The 18356-nt window shown below is 29.3% G+C and carries 13 protein-coding genes; 10 read left to right on the forward strand and 3 right to left on the reverse strand.

The genetic code is table 11. The features are described from left to right. Positions 1-24 precede the first annotated feature (24 nt). The 4 genes from CLVI_RS06680 (at position 25) to CLVI_RS06695 (ending at position 6804) form a co-directional block, all read left to right on the forward strand. On the forward strand, positions 25-1215 hold the full coding sequence (locus tag CLVI_RS06680; RefSeq protein WP_106059342.1) for a cell division protein ZapA: 1191 nt from the start codon (positions 25-27) through the stop codon (positions 1213-1215). 128 nt (positions 1216-1343) lie between these two features. Then, positions 1344-3683, forward strand: coding sequence for a U32 family peptidase (locus CLVI_RS06685; protein WP_106059343.1), 2340 nt, complete (start codon positions 1344-1346; stop codon positions 3681-3683). A 3-nt stretch (positions 3684-3686) separates the two neighbouring features. Beyond that, entirely contained in the window at positions 3687-6047 is a 2361-nt protein-coding gene (locus CLVI_RS06690) for an endonuclease MutS2 (protein WP_106059344.1), read from the forward strand. 22 nt (positions 6048-6069) lie between these two features. Further along, positions 6070-6804 (forward strand): 2-thiouracil desulfurase family protein, encoded by a 735-nt coding sequence (locus CLVI_RS06695; protein WP_106059345.1) that lies wholly within the window; start codon positions 6070-6072, stop codon positions 6802-6804. 37 nt (positions 6805-6841) lie between these two features. Here CLVI_RS06695 and CLVI_RS06700 read toward each other — a convergent pair whose 3' ends face one another. Further along, positions 6842-8305 (reverse strand): aminotransferase class I/II-fold pyridoxal phosphate-dependent enzyme, encoded by a 1464-nt coding sequence (locus CLVI_RS06700; protein ID WP_106059346.1) that lies wholly within the window; start codon positions 8303-8305, stop codon positions 6842-6844. A gap of 294 nt (positions 8306-8599) precedes the next feature. Here CLVI_RS06700 and CLVI_RS06705 point away from each other — a divergent pair, with 294 nt between their 5' ends. The 6 genes from CLVI_RS06705 to CLVI_RS06730 all read left to right on the forward strand — a co-directional run bounded on the left by CLVI_RS06705 (position 8600) and on the right by CLVI_RS06730 (position 15568). Beyond that, positions 8600-9190 carry a 50S ribosomal protein L25 gene (locus tag CLVI_RS06705; RefSeq protein ID WP_242980597.1) on the forward strand — a complete coding sequence of 197 codons (591 nt, stop codon included), beginning with the start codon at positions 8600-8602 and terminating at the stop codon, positions 9188-9190. A 122-nt stretch (positions 9191-9312) separates the two neighbouring features. After that, a complete protein-coding gene (locus CLVI_RS06710) occupies positions 9313-11034 on the forward strand; it encodes a phospho-sugar mutase (RefSeq protein WP_106059347.1) in 1722 nt (573 codons plus the stop codon). Between the two features lie 168 nt (positions 11035-11202). Beyond that, positions 11203-12291, forward strand: coding sequence for a tetratricopeptide repeat protein (locus CLVI_RS06715; protein ID WP_106059348.1), 1089 nt, complete (start codon positions 11203-11205; stop codon positions 12289-12291). An 18-nt stretch (positions 12292-12309) separates the two neighbouring features. Next, on the forward strand, positions 12310-13020 hold the full coding sequence (locus CLVI_RS06720) for a WecB/TagA/CpsF family glycosyltransferase (protein WP_106059349.1): 711 nt from the start codon (positions 12310-12312) through the stop codon (positions 13018-13020). Positions 13021-13028: 8 nt separating this feature from the next. Then, positions 13029-14435 carry a flippase gene (locus tag CLVI_RS06725; RefSeq protein WP_106059350.1) on the forward strand — a complete coding sequence of 469 codons (1407 nt, stop codon included), beginning with the start codon at positions 13029-13031 and terminating at the stop codon, positions 14433-14435. An 8-nt stretch (positions 14436-14443) separates the two neighbouring features. Continuing rightward, entirely contained in the window at positions 14444-15568 is a 1125-nt protein-coding gene (locus tag CLVI_RS06730; RefSeq protein WP_106059351.1) for a glycosyltransferase family 4 protein, read from the forward strand. A gap of 69 nt (positions 15569-15637) precedes the next feature. Here the strand turns inward: CLVI_RS06730 and CLVI_RS06735 are convergent, their stop codons facing one another. Together CLVI_RS06735 and CLVI_RS06740 are read right to left on the reverse strand one after the other, a co-directional pair. After that, on the reverse strand, positions 15638-16972 hold the full coding sequence (locus CLVI_RS06735) for a DUF2334 domain-containing protein (RefSeq protein ID WP_106059352.1): 1335 nt from the start codon (positions 16970-16972) through the stop codon (positions 15638-15640). Between the two features lie 89 nt (positions 16973-17061). Next, positions 17062-18273, reverse strand: a complete 1212-nt coding sequence (locus CLVI_RS06740; RefSeq protein WP_106059353.1) for an O-antigen ligase family protein — start codon at positions 18271-18273, stop codon at positions 17062-17064. Positions 18274-18356: the final 83 nt, after the last annotated feature.

Genomic DNA, 18356 nt, shown 5'->3' on the forward strand with positions numbered 1-18356 from the left:
TAACTAAGTACCCTATAATTACTTATGAATAGAATTTTGCGAGGTGTTATGATGATTAAGGTAACAGTTAATATAAATAATAGAGAATATAACTTAAAGGGCGTGGAGAATGAGAAATATTTAAAGGAAGTAGCAGAGTATGTAGATAGTAAGATAAGAGAGATTACAAGCAAAAACTCCTTTTTGAGTACGGGGGATGCTGGAGTTCTTACTGCAATAAACATAGCTGATGAATTATATAAGGTAGATAAGGAAGGAAATGAATTAAGGAAGTCTAAGAAATCTTTAGAAGAAAGAAATCAAACTTTAAGTGATACAATTAAAGAACTTAGAGTAAATGTAGATAAGACTCAAGGGGAAAAAGGTGTATTATTAAATGGTTTAAATAATAAAATAAATAGTTTGAAAGATCAAATCTCAAAGCATATTGAAAAAAATAAAGTTTTAGAAGCTAATAATAACAGCCTAAATAAAGTTAATATAACTTTGAAAGATGAAACTGCTAAATTTGTAGAAGAGTTAGCTCAAGTTAACAATTTGAGTGAAATGCTAAATAGAGAAATTGTTAAGGTTAGGGATAAAAATGCATCTTTAAGTAAAAAATTACAACAGGGAGTCTATGCAGAAAATTCAGTTAAAAAGGAATTAGAAAAGGTAGTGAAAGAAAAGGAGACAAGCAAAAAAATAATTGATCAAGCTAAATATGGACAAGAAGTATTAAGTCTCGAAATTAAAGGTTTAAAAAAGGATAAAAAAGAATTAGAAGATAATATTGCTAGAATTAAGAATTCAAAGGGATCACTAGAGCAGGAATTAGAGATGCTAAATGGACGAAATAGCGAATTAAAGAATGAGGTAAGTTCCTTAATGGACGAAATGAAGGGACTACAGAAAAAGGTAAATGAAAATGAAAAGGAATTTGAAAAAGATAGAGATACAAAAGCATCCATGGAAGAGGCTTTTAAAGAAAATTATGTTTTAGAAAAAGGAATACTTGAAGAGGACCTTGAAGAAAAAAAGAAGTGTATAAAGGAACTTGAAGATCAAGTTGGTAAGCTATCTTATGAAAAGTCGAAGATTATGAATAATAATAAGGAGTCAAGTATGGATCTTAAGACTGCAAAATATAGAATTATGGATTTTGAAAAAAAATTAGAAGATGTTCAGATTGAAATGGCAAAGATGAGAAAGGCGAAGAATGCTCTTATTAAATAGAAGTTATTTTAGGTGGCAAAGTTGTCGCCTTTTTTCTTGTTTTTAAGTAGTGGCATAAGTCTGATTTTTATGATATAAATTAAAATAGAACGACTAGGCTAAAAATATAAAAAATAAGGGAGATAAACATGCAAAATATAGAATTATTAGCACCGGCAGGAAGCATGCAAAGTCTTTATGCTGCTATTAATAGTGGTGCAGATGCAGTATATTTAGGCGGAAGTAAATTTTCAGCTAGGGCCAATGCATCAAACTTTGATAATGAAAATATAAAGATAGCAGTAGATTATTGTCATTGCTATGGAGTTAAAATATATGTAACTATGAATACAATACTTAAGGAAAGCGAACTTTCAGATGCTATAAAATATGTAGGATATTTGTATGAAATAGGAGTGGATGCATTAATAATACAGGATTTAGGTTTACTAAGTCTTATACAGGAAAACTATAATGACTTCCAGGTTCATGCATCTACTCAAATGACTATACATAATGGAGCGGGTGCTCTTTATTTTAAAGAAAAGGGATTTACACGTGTAATTTTATCCAGGGAATTAGCTCTAGATGAGATAGCATATATATCAAAGGATCTAGCACTAGAGACAGAAATATTTGTTCACGGAGCTCTTTGTGTTTGTTATTCAGGACAATGCTTAATGAGTTCAATGATAGGTGGTAGAAGTGGCAATAGAGGCAGATGTGCTCAGCCTTGCAGAATGCAATACACTTTAAAATCGAAAAATATGGGTGAAAAAAGAGGCTTTCTTCTAAGTCCTAAGGATGTTTGTACTATTGATGATATAAAAGATATTATAGAAAGTGGAACATCATCTTTAAAGATTGAGGGCAGAATGAAAAGACCTGAGTATGTTGCAGGTACTGTTGAGAATTATAGGAAAGCAATAGACAAGGAAACTGAAAATAAAAAATATGATGTTGTAGAAGGTGAAAAAATTCTTCTTCAATTATTTAATAGAGAAGGATTTTCAAAGGCTTATTTACATAAAAATGTTGGTAAGGATATGATGAGTTATCTCTTTCCTAAAAATACAGGGATACAAATCGGTAAAGCTCAAGATGTAGGAGATATTATATTAGAGGAAACTATAATCCTTGGGGATGGAATAAGATTTGGAGAAAAAGGATTTACCTTAAGCAAAATTATTAAAGATGGAATTGAAGTTAAGGAAGCTAATAGAGGGGATCGGGTAAAATTATTTCCAAAAGAATATAGGAAGGGCGATGTTTTATTTAGAACATCAAGTAAGGCTCTTTTTGATTCTCTAGAAGATAGCATGAAACCATTTTATAAAAAGATACTTCTTACAGGAGATGTAAAATTTAAAATTGGAGAAAGTATTTCCATAACCGCCACATATTTGGGCAATACATATGAAGTTCAAGGAGATATTGTTGAAAAAGCTGAGCATAAGGCTTTAGATAGAGAAAGAATAGTAGAGTCTCTTAAGAAGTCTGGAGAATATCCATATAAGATTGAAAATATTGAATTTAAAGAATATGAAGAAGGCTTTATAAAAATATCAGCTATAAATAATTTAAGACGAGAACTGTTTGAAAAGATAGAAAAAGAAGTAACGGCAAAAGATAGGCGTAGAAGAAAAACTGGGGAGAAAATTTTAAAACCTTCTAAAGAAGCATCTTCTGTTGAAATGCTTTTTACTTGCACTACAAAGGCCCAACTTGATATTTTAATTGAAGGAAAGGTTAAGGATATTGGTATTGACTTATTTAGTAGGGAAAAGGATGCTATAAGAATTAAGGATATAGATGATATATCAGATGTAAACTTATATATCTTAACTCCTGGGATAATCAAGGGTGAGTTTAATTCTATTGTGAATATTATTGAAAAACTAAAAAAGAAGATTAGTGGAATAATAACTTCAAATACTGGAATTATTAATCTTTATAAGGATCAATTAAATGTTATTGGAGATTATAAGCTTAATATATTTAATTCACAGGCACTAAACTTTGCAAGAGAAGATATGGGTATTGTATCCTTAAGTCTTGAACTTAATAGACGTGAAATCAAGGAAATAATGAAGAGTAAAATTACTAAAGTAGCATGCTCTATTTATGGGAAAACTGAACTTATGGTAAGTGAGTATTGTCCGATAGGTAGTACTTTTGGAGAAAAGTCAAAAGATAAGGAATGCAATGGAGTATGTATGAAAGATACTTTTACTTTAGTAGATAGAATGAATGAAAGTTTTAAAGTAATGACAGATAACTATTGTAGAAGCCATATTTTAAATAATGTTCCACTAAATCTAATAGAGGAAATAGACGATTTAAAAACTATAGGAGTTGAAACTTTTAGAGTAGATTTTAAGGATGAAAGCTCATTAGAAGTTAAAAATGTATTAGATATGTTAAAGGGTAATTATAGCATTGATGGAAAGCTATATACAAAAGGCCATTATAAAAGAGGTGTAGAATAAAGAATGAATCAAAGAGCATTACGAATATTAGAATTCAATAAGATAAGAGACAAAGTAAAAAAATATGCAGTAACAAGCGGCGGTAAGGAATTGGTTGAAGAATTAGTTCCTTATGAATCAGTTTATGATGTTAAAAATGCATTAGAAGAAACCAAGGAAGCATATGATTTAATAATAAATAAGGGAAATCCTCCATTTGAAGGGCTACATGATATACGCGAAGGTCTTGAAAGAGCAAAAAAAGGCGGTACACTAAGTGCTGGTCAGCTTCTATTAGTTGGAAATATGTTAAGATGCAGCAGAACAGTTAAGGAATATTTAGGGAGAAAAGAAGAGGAACAAAGTTATCCTAAGCTTGAGGACCTGGGGTATATTCTCTCCCCAATAAATAGTTTAGAGTCTGAAATTGAAAGGGCAATTATTTCTGAAGAGGAAGTCAGTGATAGGGCAAGTAGCTCCCTTCATAATATTAGAAGAAGCTTAAAGGAAAAAATTTCTTCTGTACGAGAAAAAATTAATTCCATAGTTAGAAGTAATGCAAAATATCTTCAAGATGCAATATATACTATGAGAGGAGATAGATATGTGTTGCCTGTTAAGTCAGAGTATAAGGGCTTAGTTCCTGGATTAGTTCATGACTTAAGTTCAACAGGAGCAACGTTTTTCATAGAACCAATGAGCTTAGTAAATATTAATAATGATATTAAAGAATTAAAACTTAAGGAAGAGGCTGAAATTGAAAGAATTCTTTTGGAACTTTCAAGGAAGGTAAAAGAAAATGCAGAGATACTAAGTAGCAATATGAAAATATTACTTAAAATAGATTTTATATTCGCAAAGGGTAAATATTCTTCAGGAATAAGAGGAATTATGCCAGAGGTAAATGAAAATGGTGAATTTAATTTAATTGATGCAAGACATCCCTTAATAGAAGTAAAAGAGGCAGTTTCCTCTGATATGTATCTAGGAGAAACATTTACGGCACTAATGATTACAGGTCCAAACACTGGAGGTAAAACTGTAACATTAAAGACTATAGGTCTTACTCACCTAATGGCAATGAGTGGACTTTTAATATGTGCAAAAGAAGGGTCGTCTATTAGTTTCTATAAAGAAGTATATGCTGATATCGGAGATGAACAAAGTATTGAGCAAAGTTTATCAACATTTTCTTCACATTTAACTAACATTGTGGAAGTTATTAAATATGCTGATAAGGATTCCTTAGCACTATTTGATGAGCTTGGAGCAGGAACTGATCCAACAGAGGGAGCGGCTCTAGCTATTTCAATTATAGAGACTTTAAAAGAGAGAGGAACAAAAATAATAGCGACTACTCATTACAGCGAACTAAAGGGTTATGCATTAAGAACCTCAGGGGTAGAGAATGCATCTGTGGAATTTGACATTGAGACGTTAAGACCAACATATAGATTATTAATAGGTATTCCAGGAAAGTCAAATGCATTTGAAATTAGTAAAAGGCTGGGATTAGATAATTCTGTTATAGAAAAAGCTAAAGAACATATGTCCCAAGATAATATTCAATTTGAAGATTTAATTAGAGATTTACAGGAAAAGAGTATAAAAGCTAATAAGGATGCACGAGATGCAGAAAAACTTAGAATTCAAGCACAAACAGAAAAAAGAAATTATGAAGAAAAGCTTAAAAGACTAGAGATAAGTCGCGATAAAGCTTATAAAGAAGCGAGACAAGAAGCTAAGGAAATCATAGCAAGAGCTAAGGATGAGGCTGATGAAATCTTGAAAGCCATGAGAGAACTTGAAAAGCTAGGAATTTCAGGTGGTGGAAGAAAAAGACTTGAAGAAGAAAGAACAAAACTTAAAGATTCCCTTGAAGATAGAGAAAATTCTATTTTAAAGGAAAGAGAAAATTCTGGAGAACTTATAGAAAAAGTTAGCCTTGGGATGGAGGCTTTTTTACCATCTTTAAATCAACGGGTTATTATAATTACTATGCCAGATAATAAAGGAGAAGTTCAAGTTGAGGCAGGTATTATGAAGATAAATGTTAAGCTTAAAGATTTAAGAAAAGGTGAAAATACTCCTAAGTCTAAGGAGAAAAAGAAGAAAAGAGAATTAAAGCTTAATCTTAAAGCTGTTGAAAGTAAGGTGGATTTAAGAGGCTTAGATGCTGAAGAGGCATGTTATATAGCAGATAAATATTTAGATGAAGCATGTATGTCTAATCTTGGAGAAGTTGCTATAGTTCACGGAAAAGGAACAGGAGTTTTAAGGCAGGCAATTAATAATATGTTAAAGAGACACCCTCACGCGAAAAGCTATAGATTAGGTGTTTATGGTGAAGGTGGGGATGGTGTAACTATGGTAGAATTAAAATAATTATTTGTATGAGGTGATTAATATGTATTTAATAAGCGCTTGTTTATGTGGAGTAAATTGTAAATATAGTGGCGAAAATAATTTAAATGAGGATTGTCTTGCTTTGCTGGAGCAGGATCAAGCTATTTTAATATGTCCAGAACAGTTAGGTGGCCTCGCTACTCCTAGACCTTCAGCAGAGATTATAGGAGATGCAGAATCTATTAGTACTAAAGGAATAGGTAAGGTTATTACAAAAGATGGTAAAGATGTTACTGCAGCTTTCTTAAGAGGAGCAAAAGAAACTATAAAAATAGCAAAGGCATCTGGGACCCTAGCAGCTATTTTAAAGGATGGAAGTCCATCTTGTGGTTGTAATTATGTTTATGATGGTAATTTTGCTGGAGAGATTATAGAAGGTGAAGGTATTACTTGTACTATGCTAAAAGATGCTGGTATCGAAGTTATATCTGATGAGGAGTACAGCAAAAAGATTTGTGAAAGCAAAACTTTAATATTTTTATCAGACTATGACTACAAGAGAAAAGAAGTTAATGAAGATGAAATAGGGGAGTCTATATTATATACATTAACAAATAATGATGAAGAAATTATTACTGACTTACCTCCTATTGTTGAGAAACAAATGAAGAAGTTAGTCCTTTATATGGCAAGAGAAATGTTTGATATAAATGATTTAGATCAACTTAGTGAAGCTACAGGACTTACAGTTAAAGAGATTGAGGAGATTATTAAGGAAAGTAATCATGAAAAATAGAAGAAGTAAGTATAGGCAAAGGCCTATACTTACTTCTTTATCTTTTAACAGTTTTTATATAAGTTACTGTTAAATCTTCAGTCCCTTGGACATATAATTTAGCTTTTTTCAGGTCTTGTACATAGCTAATTATTTCTTTAGTAATTTGCTCGCCAGGACAAAGAATAGGTATCCCTGGTGGATATGCTAGTAAAAATTCTCCGGAAATTTTCCCTTCACTATCCTTTAATAAAGTATCTACTTTGTCTGAATTAAAGGCTTCTCTTGGATTTATAATTTTTTTAGGTGTAGGTGGAATATCTAAGAAATCAGGAATAGAAGGTCTTTTACCATAGTATTCATTAGAGATTTCTTTTAAAGCTTTTAATAACTTGTCATTACCTTCTTTAGTATCACCAAAGGTACCTACTGCTAAGATGTTATAAAAATCTGATAATTCCATCTGTATATGGTAATCATCTGCTAATATAGTCTCTAGTTCATAACCGGTAATACCAAGATCTCTGCAAGAGATAGTAAGCTTAGTTGGATCTAAAGCGAATGATCCAGAATTTATCAAAGATTCCTTGCCAAAGCAATATAAGCCTGGAATTTTATTTATTTCTTCTCTAGTATAATTACATAATTCAATAGTTTCTTTCAAAAGTTTTTTCCCTTCTAAGGCAATTTGCCTTCTTGCACAATCTAAAGAAGCCATTAGGATATATGAAGGAGAAGTTGTTTGTAATAAATTTAATATTTGTTTAACACGGTTTGGATTAACTAACTTGCTCTTTACATGAAGCAATGAACCTTGAGTTAAGGACCCTATAATTTTATGGGTACTTTGGGCACAAATATCTGCGCCTGCTTCAAGTGCAGATATTGGAAGCTCATCACAAAATCCTAAGTGAGGACCATGAGCCTCATCCACTATTAATGGAATGTTATGATTATGAACAATCTTTGCAATTCTTTTTAAATCTGTAGCTATTCCATAATAGGTTGGATTGATTAAAAGAACAGCTTTTGCATCAGGATTTTCATTTAAAGCCTGTTCTACAATTTCAGGAGCAACACCGTGAGCAAGACCTAATTTTGCATCAACTTCAGGCTGCATGAAAATAGGTATTGCTCCACTTAAAATAATTCCTGCAGTAACTGATTTGTGAACATTCCTAGGAACGAGTAATTTATCTCCGTCGGAGACTACAGACATTATCATTGCTTGGATAGCACCAGAAGTGCCGTGAATAGAGAAAAAGCTTGCATCAGCTCCATATGCATCTGCAGCAAGTTCTTGTGCCTCTTTAATAGGTCCTGTTGGATGATGTAAACTATCAACAAGTTTAAACACAGTAACATCTATTTTGAATGGATTTTCTCCCATAAAATCTTTAAATTCTTCATCCATACCTACTCCTTTTTTGTGTCCTGGAACATGAAAAGGTAAGGTGTTTCTATTAACATACTCTTTTAAAGCATCGAATAATGGTGTTTTTCTTTGATCATATTTGTTCATTTATACGCCTGCTTTCTTAATTACTCTATTTAGAATAATATATTAAATTAATATTTTAGAATATTAATCCTATATGATTATATTGTATAAGTATGGACTATGCAATATATATTACGTTAATTTTGTAGTAATAAAGAATCAATTAATATAAAAGGGAATACTTGTATTTTAAATGCTAAACATTAGAAGATTTTTGAAAAGAATTCCTTAATTTGATTCTATATGTATAAAAAAATATATTTTTGGGATAATAACAATATATGTATAAAAATGTATAAGAGGAGTGAGTTAAGTTTGAATTTAACAAATAGAAAAATAAAAGTAGGATATAGTGTAAAAAAAGAAAGAATGAATGGATCAGTTCCTGGAATATTATATGGTAAAAAAATTGGAAATGTTCTAGTGGAGGTAGATGAAAAGGAATTAGCTAAAGAACTCTTTTCGTCAGGAGAACATGGAATATTAAATTATAGTATAAACGGAAATAATGAAAGAGGAGTATTAAAAGAAGTTCAAAGGCATCCGGTATCCCATAAAATTATCCATATTGATCTAGAGCAAATATCAGAGAATGAAGAAATGCAATTAGAAGTTCCTATTCAATATGTTGGAGAAGAATGGTTAAATAAAAGGGGAGCAATACTTCAAAAGGAAAAAACTGTAGTAAAGGTGAGCTGCAGAGCAGATGTTTTACCTAAAACTATTAAGATTGATGTATCTAAGGGCGAAGTAGGTGCTGTGTATAGATATGAAGATCTAGAAATAGATAAGAAAATATCTATTATTGATAATATAGAAAGTGTAATAGCTTCCGTAAGTAATGAAAATAAATTAACTGCTGAATTATTTAAAGAAGAAATTGAAGAAAAACAAGTAACTGATTAATTAAAAGGGTATTAAGTTACCCTTTTTTATTGTAATCAAAAGGTAAAATTTAACTTTGTTATTGTAAAAGTATCTATATGTTGTATAATAAGTTAGGTAAGAGTAAGTGAGGAGGGGTTTTAGTGTATAAAGAAAAATATGAAAATTGGTTAAATTCTAAAATTATAAATGAAGAAATAAAGGGTGAACTACGTGACATAAAAGATGAAAAGGAAATTGAAGATAGATTCTATAAGGATTTAGAATTTGGTACTGGTGGTTTAAGAGGTGTAATTGGAGCGGGTAGTAATAGAATGAATATATATACAGTTTCGAAAGCAACTCAAGGGTTTGCAAATTACTTAAATGAAAATTTTAAAAATCCATCAGTAGCAATTGCTTATGATTCAAGAAATATGTCAAAGGAATTTTCAAAAGCTGCAGCATTAACATTATGTGCAAGCGGTGTTAAGGTTTATCTTTATGAAAGCCTAAGACCAACACCTGTACTTTCATTTTCAGTAAGATATTTAAATTGTCAAGGTGGTATAGTTGTTACTGCATCACATAATCCAAAACAATACAATGGATATAAAGTATATGATGAATTTGGTGGACAAGTTACTGACGATAAGGCTGATAAGATAATATCAGCTGCAAATAAAATAGATAACTTTGAGGAAATTAAGACAATAAAAGAAGGAGAAGCTATTGAAAAAGGCTTACTTGTTTATATAGGGGAAGAAATTGATAAAGAGTATACCGAAAAGGTAAAAGCTTTAACTATAAGAAAAGAATTAGTTGAGAAAAATGCTAAGGACTTAAAAATAATTTTTACTCCAATACACGGAAGTGGAAATATTCCTGTAAGAAGGGTGCTAGCGGAGCTAGGATATGAAAATGTAAAGGTAGTTAAGGAACAAGAGGCTCCAGATGGGAACTTTCCAACAACTAATTATCCGAATCCGGAGTCACCACAGGTATTTGAATTAGCATTGGAAATGGCTAAGAAAGAACCAGCTGATGTAATATTTGGTACTGATCCTGATTGTGATAGAATTGGTGTACTTGTTAATGAAGGTGAAGGAAAATATAGAATCCTAACTGGTAACCAAACAGGATTACTTTTAACTAATTACATGTTAAGTTCATTGAAGGAAACAAATTCTTTGCCTGATAATGGAGTTATAATTAAAACAATAGTTACAACAGAGGGTGCTAGAAAAATTGCAGAAGATTATAACATAGAAATTATTGATGTTTTAACTGGATTTAAATATATTGGAGAAAAAATTCAACAATTTAATATAGCTGGAGATAAAAAATATCTATTTGGATTTGAAGAAAGTTATGGATATTTGGCAGGAGATTTTGTTAGAGATAAAGATGCAGTTATAGCAGCAATGCTTATAGCAGAAATGACTTTATATTATAAAGATAAAGGTATCAGTCTTTATGAAGCTCTAATTAATCTTTATGAGAAGTATGGATTTTTTAAAGAAGATTTAGTTTCAATCGAACTTGCTGGAAAAGAAGGTAGTGAAAAGATAACTGCTTGTATAGATTCGTTAAGAAAAACTAAATTAACTGATGTTGATGGCGTTAAAATTTTAACTAAGTTAGATTATAAACTTAGAATAGAAGAAGATATGATAAATTCAGATAAGAAGGATATTAATCTTCCACCTTCTAATGTTTTGAAATTTATTTTAGAAGATGGTTCATATTTCGTTGTTAGACCTTCAGGAACTGAACCAAAGATGAAGATTTACTTAGCTGTTAGAGGTAATAGTTTAGAAAATGCTGATAGTGAACTAGAGAGATTTAAAGATAAGGTTATGAATATAATAAACTCAAAACTATAAAAGTTTAATAAGGCATAATCAAGAAATAACAGACCAAATACACAGTTCATCTTTGGTCTGTTATTTCTTTTTATGTGCTTAAAATGCTATCATTTGCAATGATGATAGCATTTTATTTCATTTAGGGTATAATTATAAGATACATAATAAGTTTAGGTGGTGGAGACTATGGATTATAAGGCGGTATTTAAGGAAAAATTAAGTAAATTACTGTTTTTAGAAGTAGATTGGGAAGGATTTAAAAGAAGCACGAAGATTCCGGAAAACATATATTTAAAGAGAAAGGACTTATATATTCCTATAAGTTCTAAATATATAACCAATAATGTTAATAATGAAATTAAGATAAACAATTTGCCTATATATTATTTTATTGAAGGTATGTTAATAGCGTTAGGTGCTGATGAAAAGCTTAGTTATAGTGAAGACTATATAACAGTTTTAAAAAACATAAAAGAAAGTGAAGACTGTGGAAAGGGATTAGTAGCAAACAGAATAAAAGAAGATAATTTAATTGATGCATATCTTCTAATAAAAGGACTATTTTTATTAACAGGCAACGAGGATTATTATAAAAAGCTTTTATTAGTAGGGGAGGCTTTAATAGAAAATGATAGCGCATTTAGTGATATTTTATTAAAGGATGTAGAAGAGGGAAAACAAAAATTTGATAAACTTTCAGAACCGTATTTATATAAGGCATTATTTCTTAAGAAAAAGGGAGATTATACAGGAGCTAAGATTGAGATAAATCAGTATTTAAACAAAGGTGGAGAAGTAACCCTGGAGATAAAAGAGATAATTAGCGATATAGATAATGTTACAACCTACGAAGAAGCTATAGAATTATTAGAAAAAAGTCCAGAGAAAGCTATAGGAATGCTTACGGGATTAACTGACAGTTTTAATAAGAACCCTTTAATTTATTATTATTTAGCCGTGGCAAACAGAAAATTAGAAAATTATGAAAAGGCTATCTACTATTTAAATGAAAGTTTGTCTATTGAAACAGGAATTCTAGAAGTAATTACTGAACTGGGTATTAATTATGCATGTTTAGGTAATTATGAAAATGCTATTAAATATTTTAAAAAGGGATTTGAAGCATCTAAGGATGTGGAGACTTGTACAAATATAGTAATGTGCTACATAAATATGGGAAATGAAAAGGAAGCAAAATTAAATTTAGAAATAGCAAAAAGATTGAATCCAGAGGATGAGATTGTTCAGCAAATTGATAGGATGTTTGCTAAATAAAAGCCAAGGAGAAGACATATGTATACAAAGATTTTAGGGTATAAAATTTTTAATAAATCAAAAGAAGAGCTTTTAAAGGAAATTTGTACAAGGGATAAGGTTAATATTATTTCAGGTAATCCAGAGGTTCTTTATGCTGGTTTAAAAAATGAAAGACTTAATAAGAATTTTAATCAAGAGTATTCAATTATAATACCAGATGGTGTAGGTACGGTCATTGCAGCAAAGATTGTAAAGGCACCTGTTAAAGAGAAGATAGCAGGGATTGAAGTGGTTAAGTCTATACTGTCTATTGGAGCTAAAGAGGGAAAGGGAATATACTTATTAGGTGCAAAGGAAGAGACACTGCAAGCTTGTATAAAAGGCTTAAAGTCTACTATTCCAAGATTGAATATTGTTGGAAGTCATAATGGATATTTTGATTTAGAGGATTGTAAAGATATTATAGAAGATATTATAGAGAAAAAACCTTGGGCTATATTTGTAGCAATGGGTTGCCCAAAGCAAGAAATATTTATAGAGGAAAACATACATAAGCTTCCATGTAATATTTTCATGGGTGTAGGTGGTAGTTTTGATGTTTTTGCTGGAAATGTAAAGAGGGCCCCTAAATGGATGATTTCTTTTGGTATTGAGTGGCTTTATAGAGTTATCAAAGAACCCTGGAGAATAAAGAGATTAGGAGCCATTCCTAAATTTTTATGGCTCGTTATTAAGAATAGGTCGTAGGTGAGAAAATGAATAAACTTATTAAGAATTTCTTTAGTACATCTGTAGCTAATATTATAGGACAATTAGTTGGATTTATTAGCATAACTTATTATTCTGGCGTTTTGGAGAAAGATAACTATGGAATGATAACTTTTGCACAACTGTTTATTCTATATTTTACTACAGTTGTTTTATTTGGAATACAAGCATTTGGAACAAAGTTAGTAGTAAAAAAAGAAAAGGCGTACCAAGAATTAGTTAATGAACTTTTTTCGTTTAGGCTTGTTATTGCAGTAATTTGCTGTTTAATAAGTTTTGGAATATCATTTTTTATTTCAGATAATTCAAAATTCCCATTAATATTAATACTTTGGAGCGTAACGTTAATTCCAACTTCAATAAATTTCGATTGGTTCTTTTCTGGAATACAGGATATGAAGCATAACGCTGTATATAACCTATTAAAAACAATAGTACCAGCAATAATAATATTTACTTTTGTGAGAAATATCAATGATATATATGTAATACCTATAGCAATGAGTATAGGTGTATTATGTGGAGGAATATATTATATTTTAATTCTTAGAAGATATAATATTACGTTGAAGTTTAAGTATAACAATAAATTATTTAAAAGTTATTTCTTTATGGGATTACCTTTTTTACTATCTGGATTATTATCTATGGTTAATGGTAATATAGATAAGATTATTCTAGGGTTTAATAGCAATCAATATGGTGAGTTGGGAGTATATCAAGCTGCATATAATTTTATCAATTTTATAGTTGCTTTTATTGGAGTAATATTCGTAACGTTATTCCCTTACATTGTTAGAGCACATAGTGAAGGTAGGGAAAGGATTAAAAAGATCCTTCAAATAGTATGCAGAGTGGTATTGATGATTACAATACCAATATCTATTGGAGGTTTTTTATTATCTAATGATATAATAACTGCATTCTATGATGAACAATATATTGGTGCAGTATTACCAGTAAAGATATTGATGGTATATATATTTGTTTTCTCAATTAGAGAAGTATATGCATACTCATTAAATGCATTTGGTTTAGAAAAGAAATATCTTAAAGTTGTAGGAATTTCAGCCTCGTTAAACTTCTTATTAAATCTAATATTTATACCCATATATGGATACATAGCAGCTGCAATAATAACTACAGTTACAGAAATCATTAATTTAGTTTTAATGAGGAGATATATACGGAAAATAGCTAAGTTTAATGATATCAAAGAAGTAATATTAGTATTAATACCAGCTCTAATTATGGCTATGTTTATATTATTGATAAAACACTACATATCAAATGTTTTTATTGTGATAATATTAGCTATAATTATATATCTTGTAGCTGTTTTACTTTTAAGAACAGTGAATTTAAAAGAATTGAAAGAAACATTAAAGGAGTAAGTAAGTTTATGGTGAAAAATTATGGAATGATTTATCTGAAAAGTACAAATGTCCATCTAGTTAAAGATATGGGTATGATACCATTTAAGCTTAATAAAAATCATAATTATAATTCAACTCTTATTACCTTTAAAAATGGTGAGTTTACTTATCAAAATGATGTGGTTAAAGGGCTGAAATTGGATTTTGTAAAAAGAATATTTAATAGTTATACAATTGATGGAAGTTTATATTTGCTAAAAAATAGTAAAAAATATGATGTTCTACAGATGTTTCACGTTACATTATCTTCATTTTGTTATGCCTTTATTTATAAATTAGTAAATCCAAAAGGGAAATTGTATTTGAAATTAGATTGTAGTTATAAATTACCAGAAAAGATTAATAAGTTGAATAAATTAAGTAAATGCATATTAAATAAGTTTTTTAATAAGTATGAGTTAATAACAGTAGAACAAGAAAAGCTATACTCAGAGCTTATTGAATTAGTACCAAGCTTAAAAGGAAAACTCAAAATATTACCTAATGGAATTGACTTTGATTATTTTGAAAAAATGAATTTAAAATATAATTATGAGCAGAAAGAAAACATTATATTAAATGTAGCTAGAATAGGTGTAGAAGAAAAAAACACTTATATGCTTATTGAAGCTTTTAAAAATGTTAATGAAGATGTCCGTAAAGGATGGGAATTGCGTTTAGTCGGTCCTGTTGAGGAAGAATTTAAAAAGTCTTATAAAGAATTTTGTAATAAGAACCCAGAACTATGTAAGTCAATAAAAATAGTTGGTAATATAGATGATAGAATAGAATTGTATAAAGAATATGAAAAGGCTAAAATATTTTCTTTAACATCTATATTTGAAAGTTTTGGAATTGTATTTATAGAAGCGGCAGCCTTTGGAGATGTTATAGTTTCTACAGATGTTGGAATAGCATATGAAATTGTTAAAGAAGGTAATGGAGCACTTGTTAAAAGTGGAGATACTTATTCTTTAACAAAGAACCTTGAAAGGTTTATGACACGGAATTCTTTACATGATATAAGTTATGATTCCTATAAGATAATACGGGATAAATATGATTGGGACAAGATTGTTGAATTCTTATATAATGAAATTGAAAAAATATAATCACTTAAATTATATTTTAAAGATAGCAGATTAGACTGAAAAATTCTAATCTGCTATCTTTTTTATAAATTATTTTATTTCGTTAACTTTAGACATCTTAAAACCACTATATTCTAAAGCGGATATTACTTTTTTTAAATTAGCATTATCACTATAAGAGTATTCAGGTATATCATTATTAACGGATAAAGATATGTTATCAAAATCTAATCTTGGATGAAAAAATAGACTTCCCATATTTTTTGTATTAGCATTTTTTAATTTAGAAATTGAAGATTCTACATTATTAAATGGTATATAGTCGAGTGGAGTTGAAATATAATAAGTAGATTGATTATATGGACTCAATTGAGGCTTAGTCAAATCTATTCCAGACTGTCCTTTATCTTCAAATGGAGAATATAAAATTTTGAAATATTCCTCAGCAATTTTATTTTGTTCTGGAGTAATTGCATAATGTGGAGTTTCAAAAAAATCAATAGGAATATCAAGATATTTAGCGGTTTCAATAGCCTTTTCAACTCTTTCCCTAAATCTTGTTGTAGAAGGTTGACTACTTCCAAATTCTGTTCCATCACCAGAATTTTGATTGCCTGATTGATGGGTATACCCATGTAGTCCTATGGAACCATTATGTTGATTGAAATAATCTAAAGTATAGACAAGTTCAGCTATAGTGAAATCATTTCTTAACAATGGATCAACATCCAAAGTTCCATTTAATCCAATATAGCGAGATATCCAGGCTATGTGAAAAGGTACATTGCTTTTTGAAAGATAATTTGCAATAACTCTCAACTTTTCCATACAGGCAGAATCACCAGGTAAAGTAGTCAAAGCAACATCTTCAAGTCTGAGATATCCAACTTGATCAATTTTAGCAACATAAGGCGTAACGTTTTCTATATTATCGCCATCTGTTTTACATAGTATAGTTTTTGTATCAATATCCCAGTGGCTATAAATATTTAAAATTTCTGCTAAATCAGAAAATCCTATGTAATAAAAACCATCATGAGATATTAAATTTTTCTTTAATTGATAATTTGTATTATCAACAGTAGTTATGTTATTGGATAAATCTATTTTAAAAGATTTATCTAGTAAAGAAACATTTAGTGAATTATCTACCTCTTCCATAGTTCCTTTAAGAAGCTCTGTTAACTCCGTGAGACATAAATAATACCTGTTTTTTTCTAAATAAATAGGAGTTGTAAGATTTAAAGCTTGTCCATTAATTTTTATTGTGATGTCATCTTTAGGCATTTCTAGATCAGTTAATGTAGAATAATCGTTTTTGGGGGGATTAGATACAGTTAGCGAATCCTCTTCAGATTTTCCACAACTGATTAATGACAGTAAAAAAACAAAAAGTAAAGTTAGTATTAAAGCATTTTTTTTCATAATAATCTCCTTAAATGTATAATTATTGTTCAAATATATTATAGTATACATGAACAATAAATTGTACTTAAGGATATAATAAGTTTTTGTTAATTGTAATCTTTAGAACTAATTGTTAATGACATGGAAACAACGGTTATAAAAATTGTCATTACTTTAGGAGTAAACATCATATTATCAAATAAATTTAAAAATAAGAATGTAAAGAAAGTAATTAAAGCACCTGTAGTGAAGCCTAAAAATTTTGTGCTATATTTCGTGTTATTAATATAAAGTTTTATTCCCATAAAAATATATGTTGATAAAAACAATAAACCGCCTATTGGACCTATTTCACACCACATTTTAAGATAAGAATTATGAGTTGGAAAACCACTATGACCAATAGCATATAGTTCAGGAAATTTTTCAACATCATTTATAAGATAAGAAAAATTACCATTTCCAATACCTTTTAAAGGATGGTCTTTAATCATTTTAAAGGCGGCTTCCCATAATTTTAACCTTCCTTCATTAACTGTCGAAGAAAATGCTAATTGTAAAAATCTTTTCCGTATAAAAGGTATTAGTAACCCAACAGCACCAAAAGATAATAATAAGTACAAAAATTTAATATTATAAAGTATAGCAAGTAACACCATTCCAAGGGCGAGAGCTAACCATCCATTTCTTGAATATGAAAAAATTAAATTAATTATACCTAAGGCTACATTAGTTAAATAAAATATTCTGATTTTAATATTTTTTTCTTTTAATGAAAATATCATTAAAGGGAATATTAAAACTATAATATAAGCAGCAAATGCAGTAGGATATCCTAAGGTGGATTCCATTCTTAAAACACCATTAGTATCTACAGTTACGCCAATCCCCGTAAAGTATTGGACAATACCATAGGAAAAGCTAATAAAAGCTGGCACTATAAGAATAAATTTTAGCTTTGAAAAATTATTTTTAATATTAAATTCATATTTTATTACTATATACAATATGAGATAAGTTAAATATCTAAAGGATTCACTAATTGCTAAAGTTTTACTTGAAGCATATACAGTTGAAATTCCCATAATTACAATTGTAATAATCATAGATATTATTATTAAATCTTTGGAACTGTCTTTCAGTCTCCATAATAATTTTTTGCATTCGTTTTTTGAACTAATAGATTTTATAAAAAATAGAACCATATATAAGAGCATTAATAAATCTCCAACTGGTAATTTTTCTATAACTATTGTTGGTATAAGGGGATAAAGAAATAAATATCCTATAAAGGATAGTCTAAAAAGTTTATTAATCATATAAATACCTTCCTTAATTACAAATATAATTAATATTATACATAGTCATAAACAATTTGTCATATTAATTATGAATTAATTAA

The sequence above is a fragment of the Clostridium vincentii genome (assembly GCF_002995745.1).
GTDB classification, from domain to species: Bacteria; Bacillota; Clostridia; order Clostridiales; family Clostridiaceae; genus Clostridium; species Clostridium vincentii.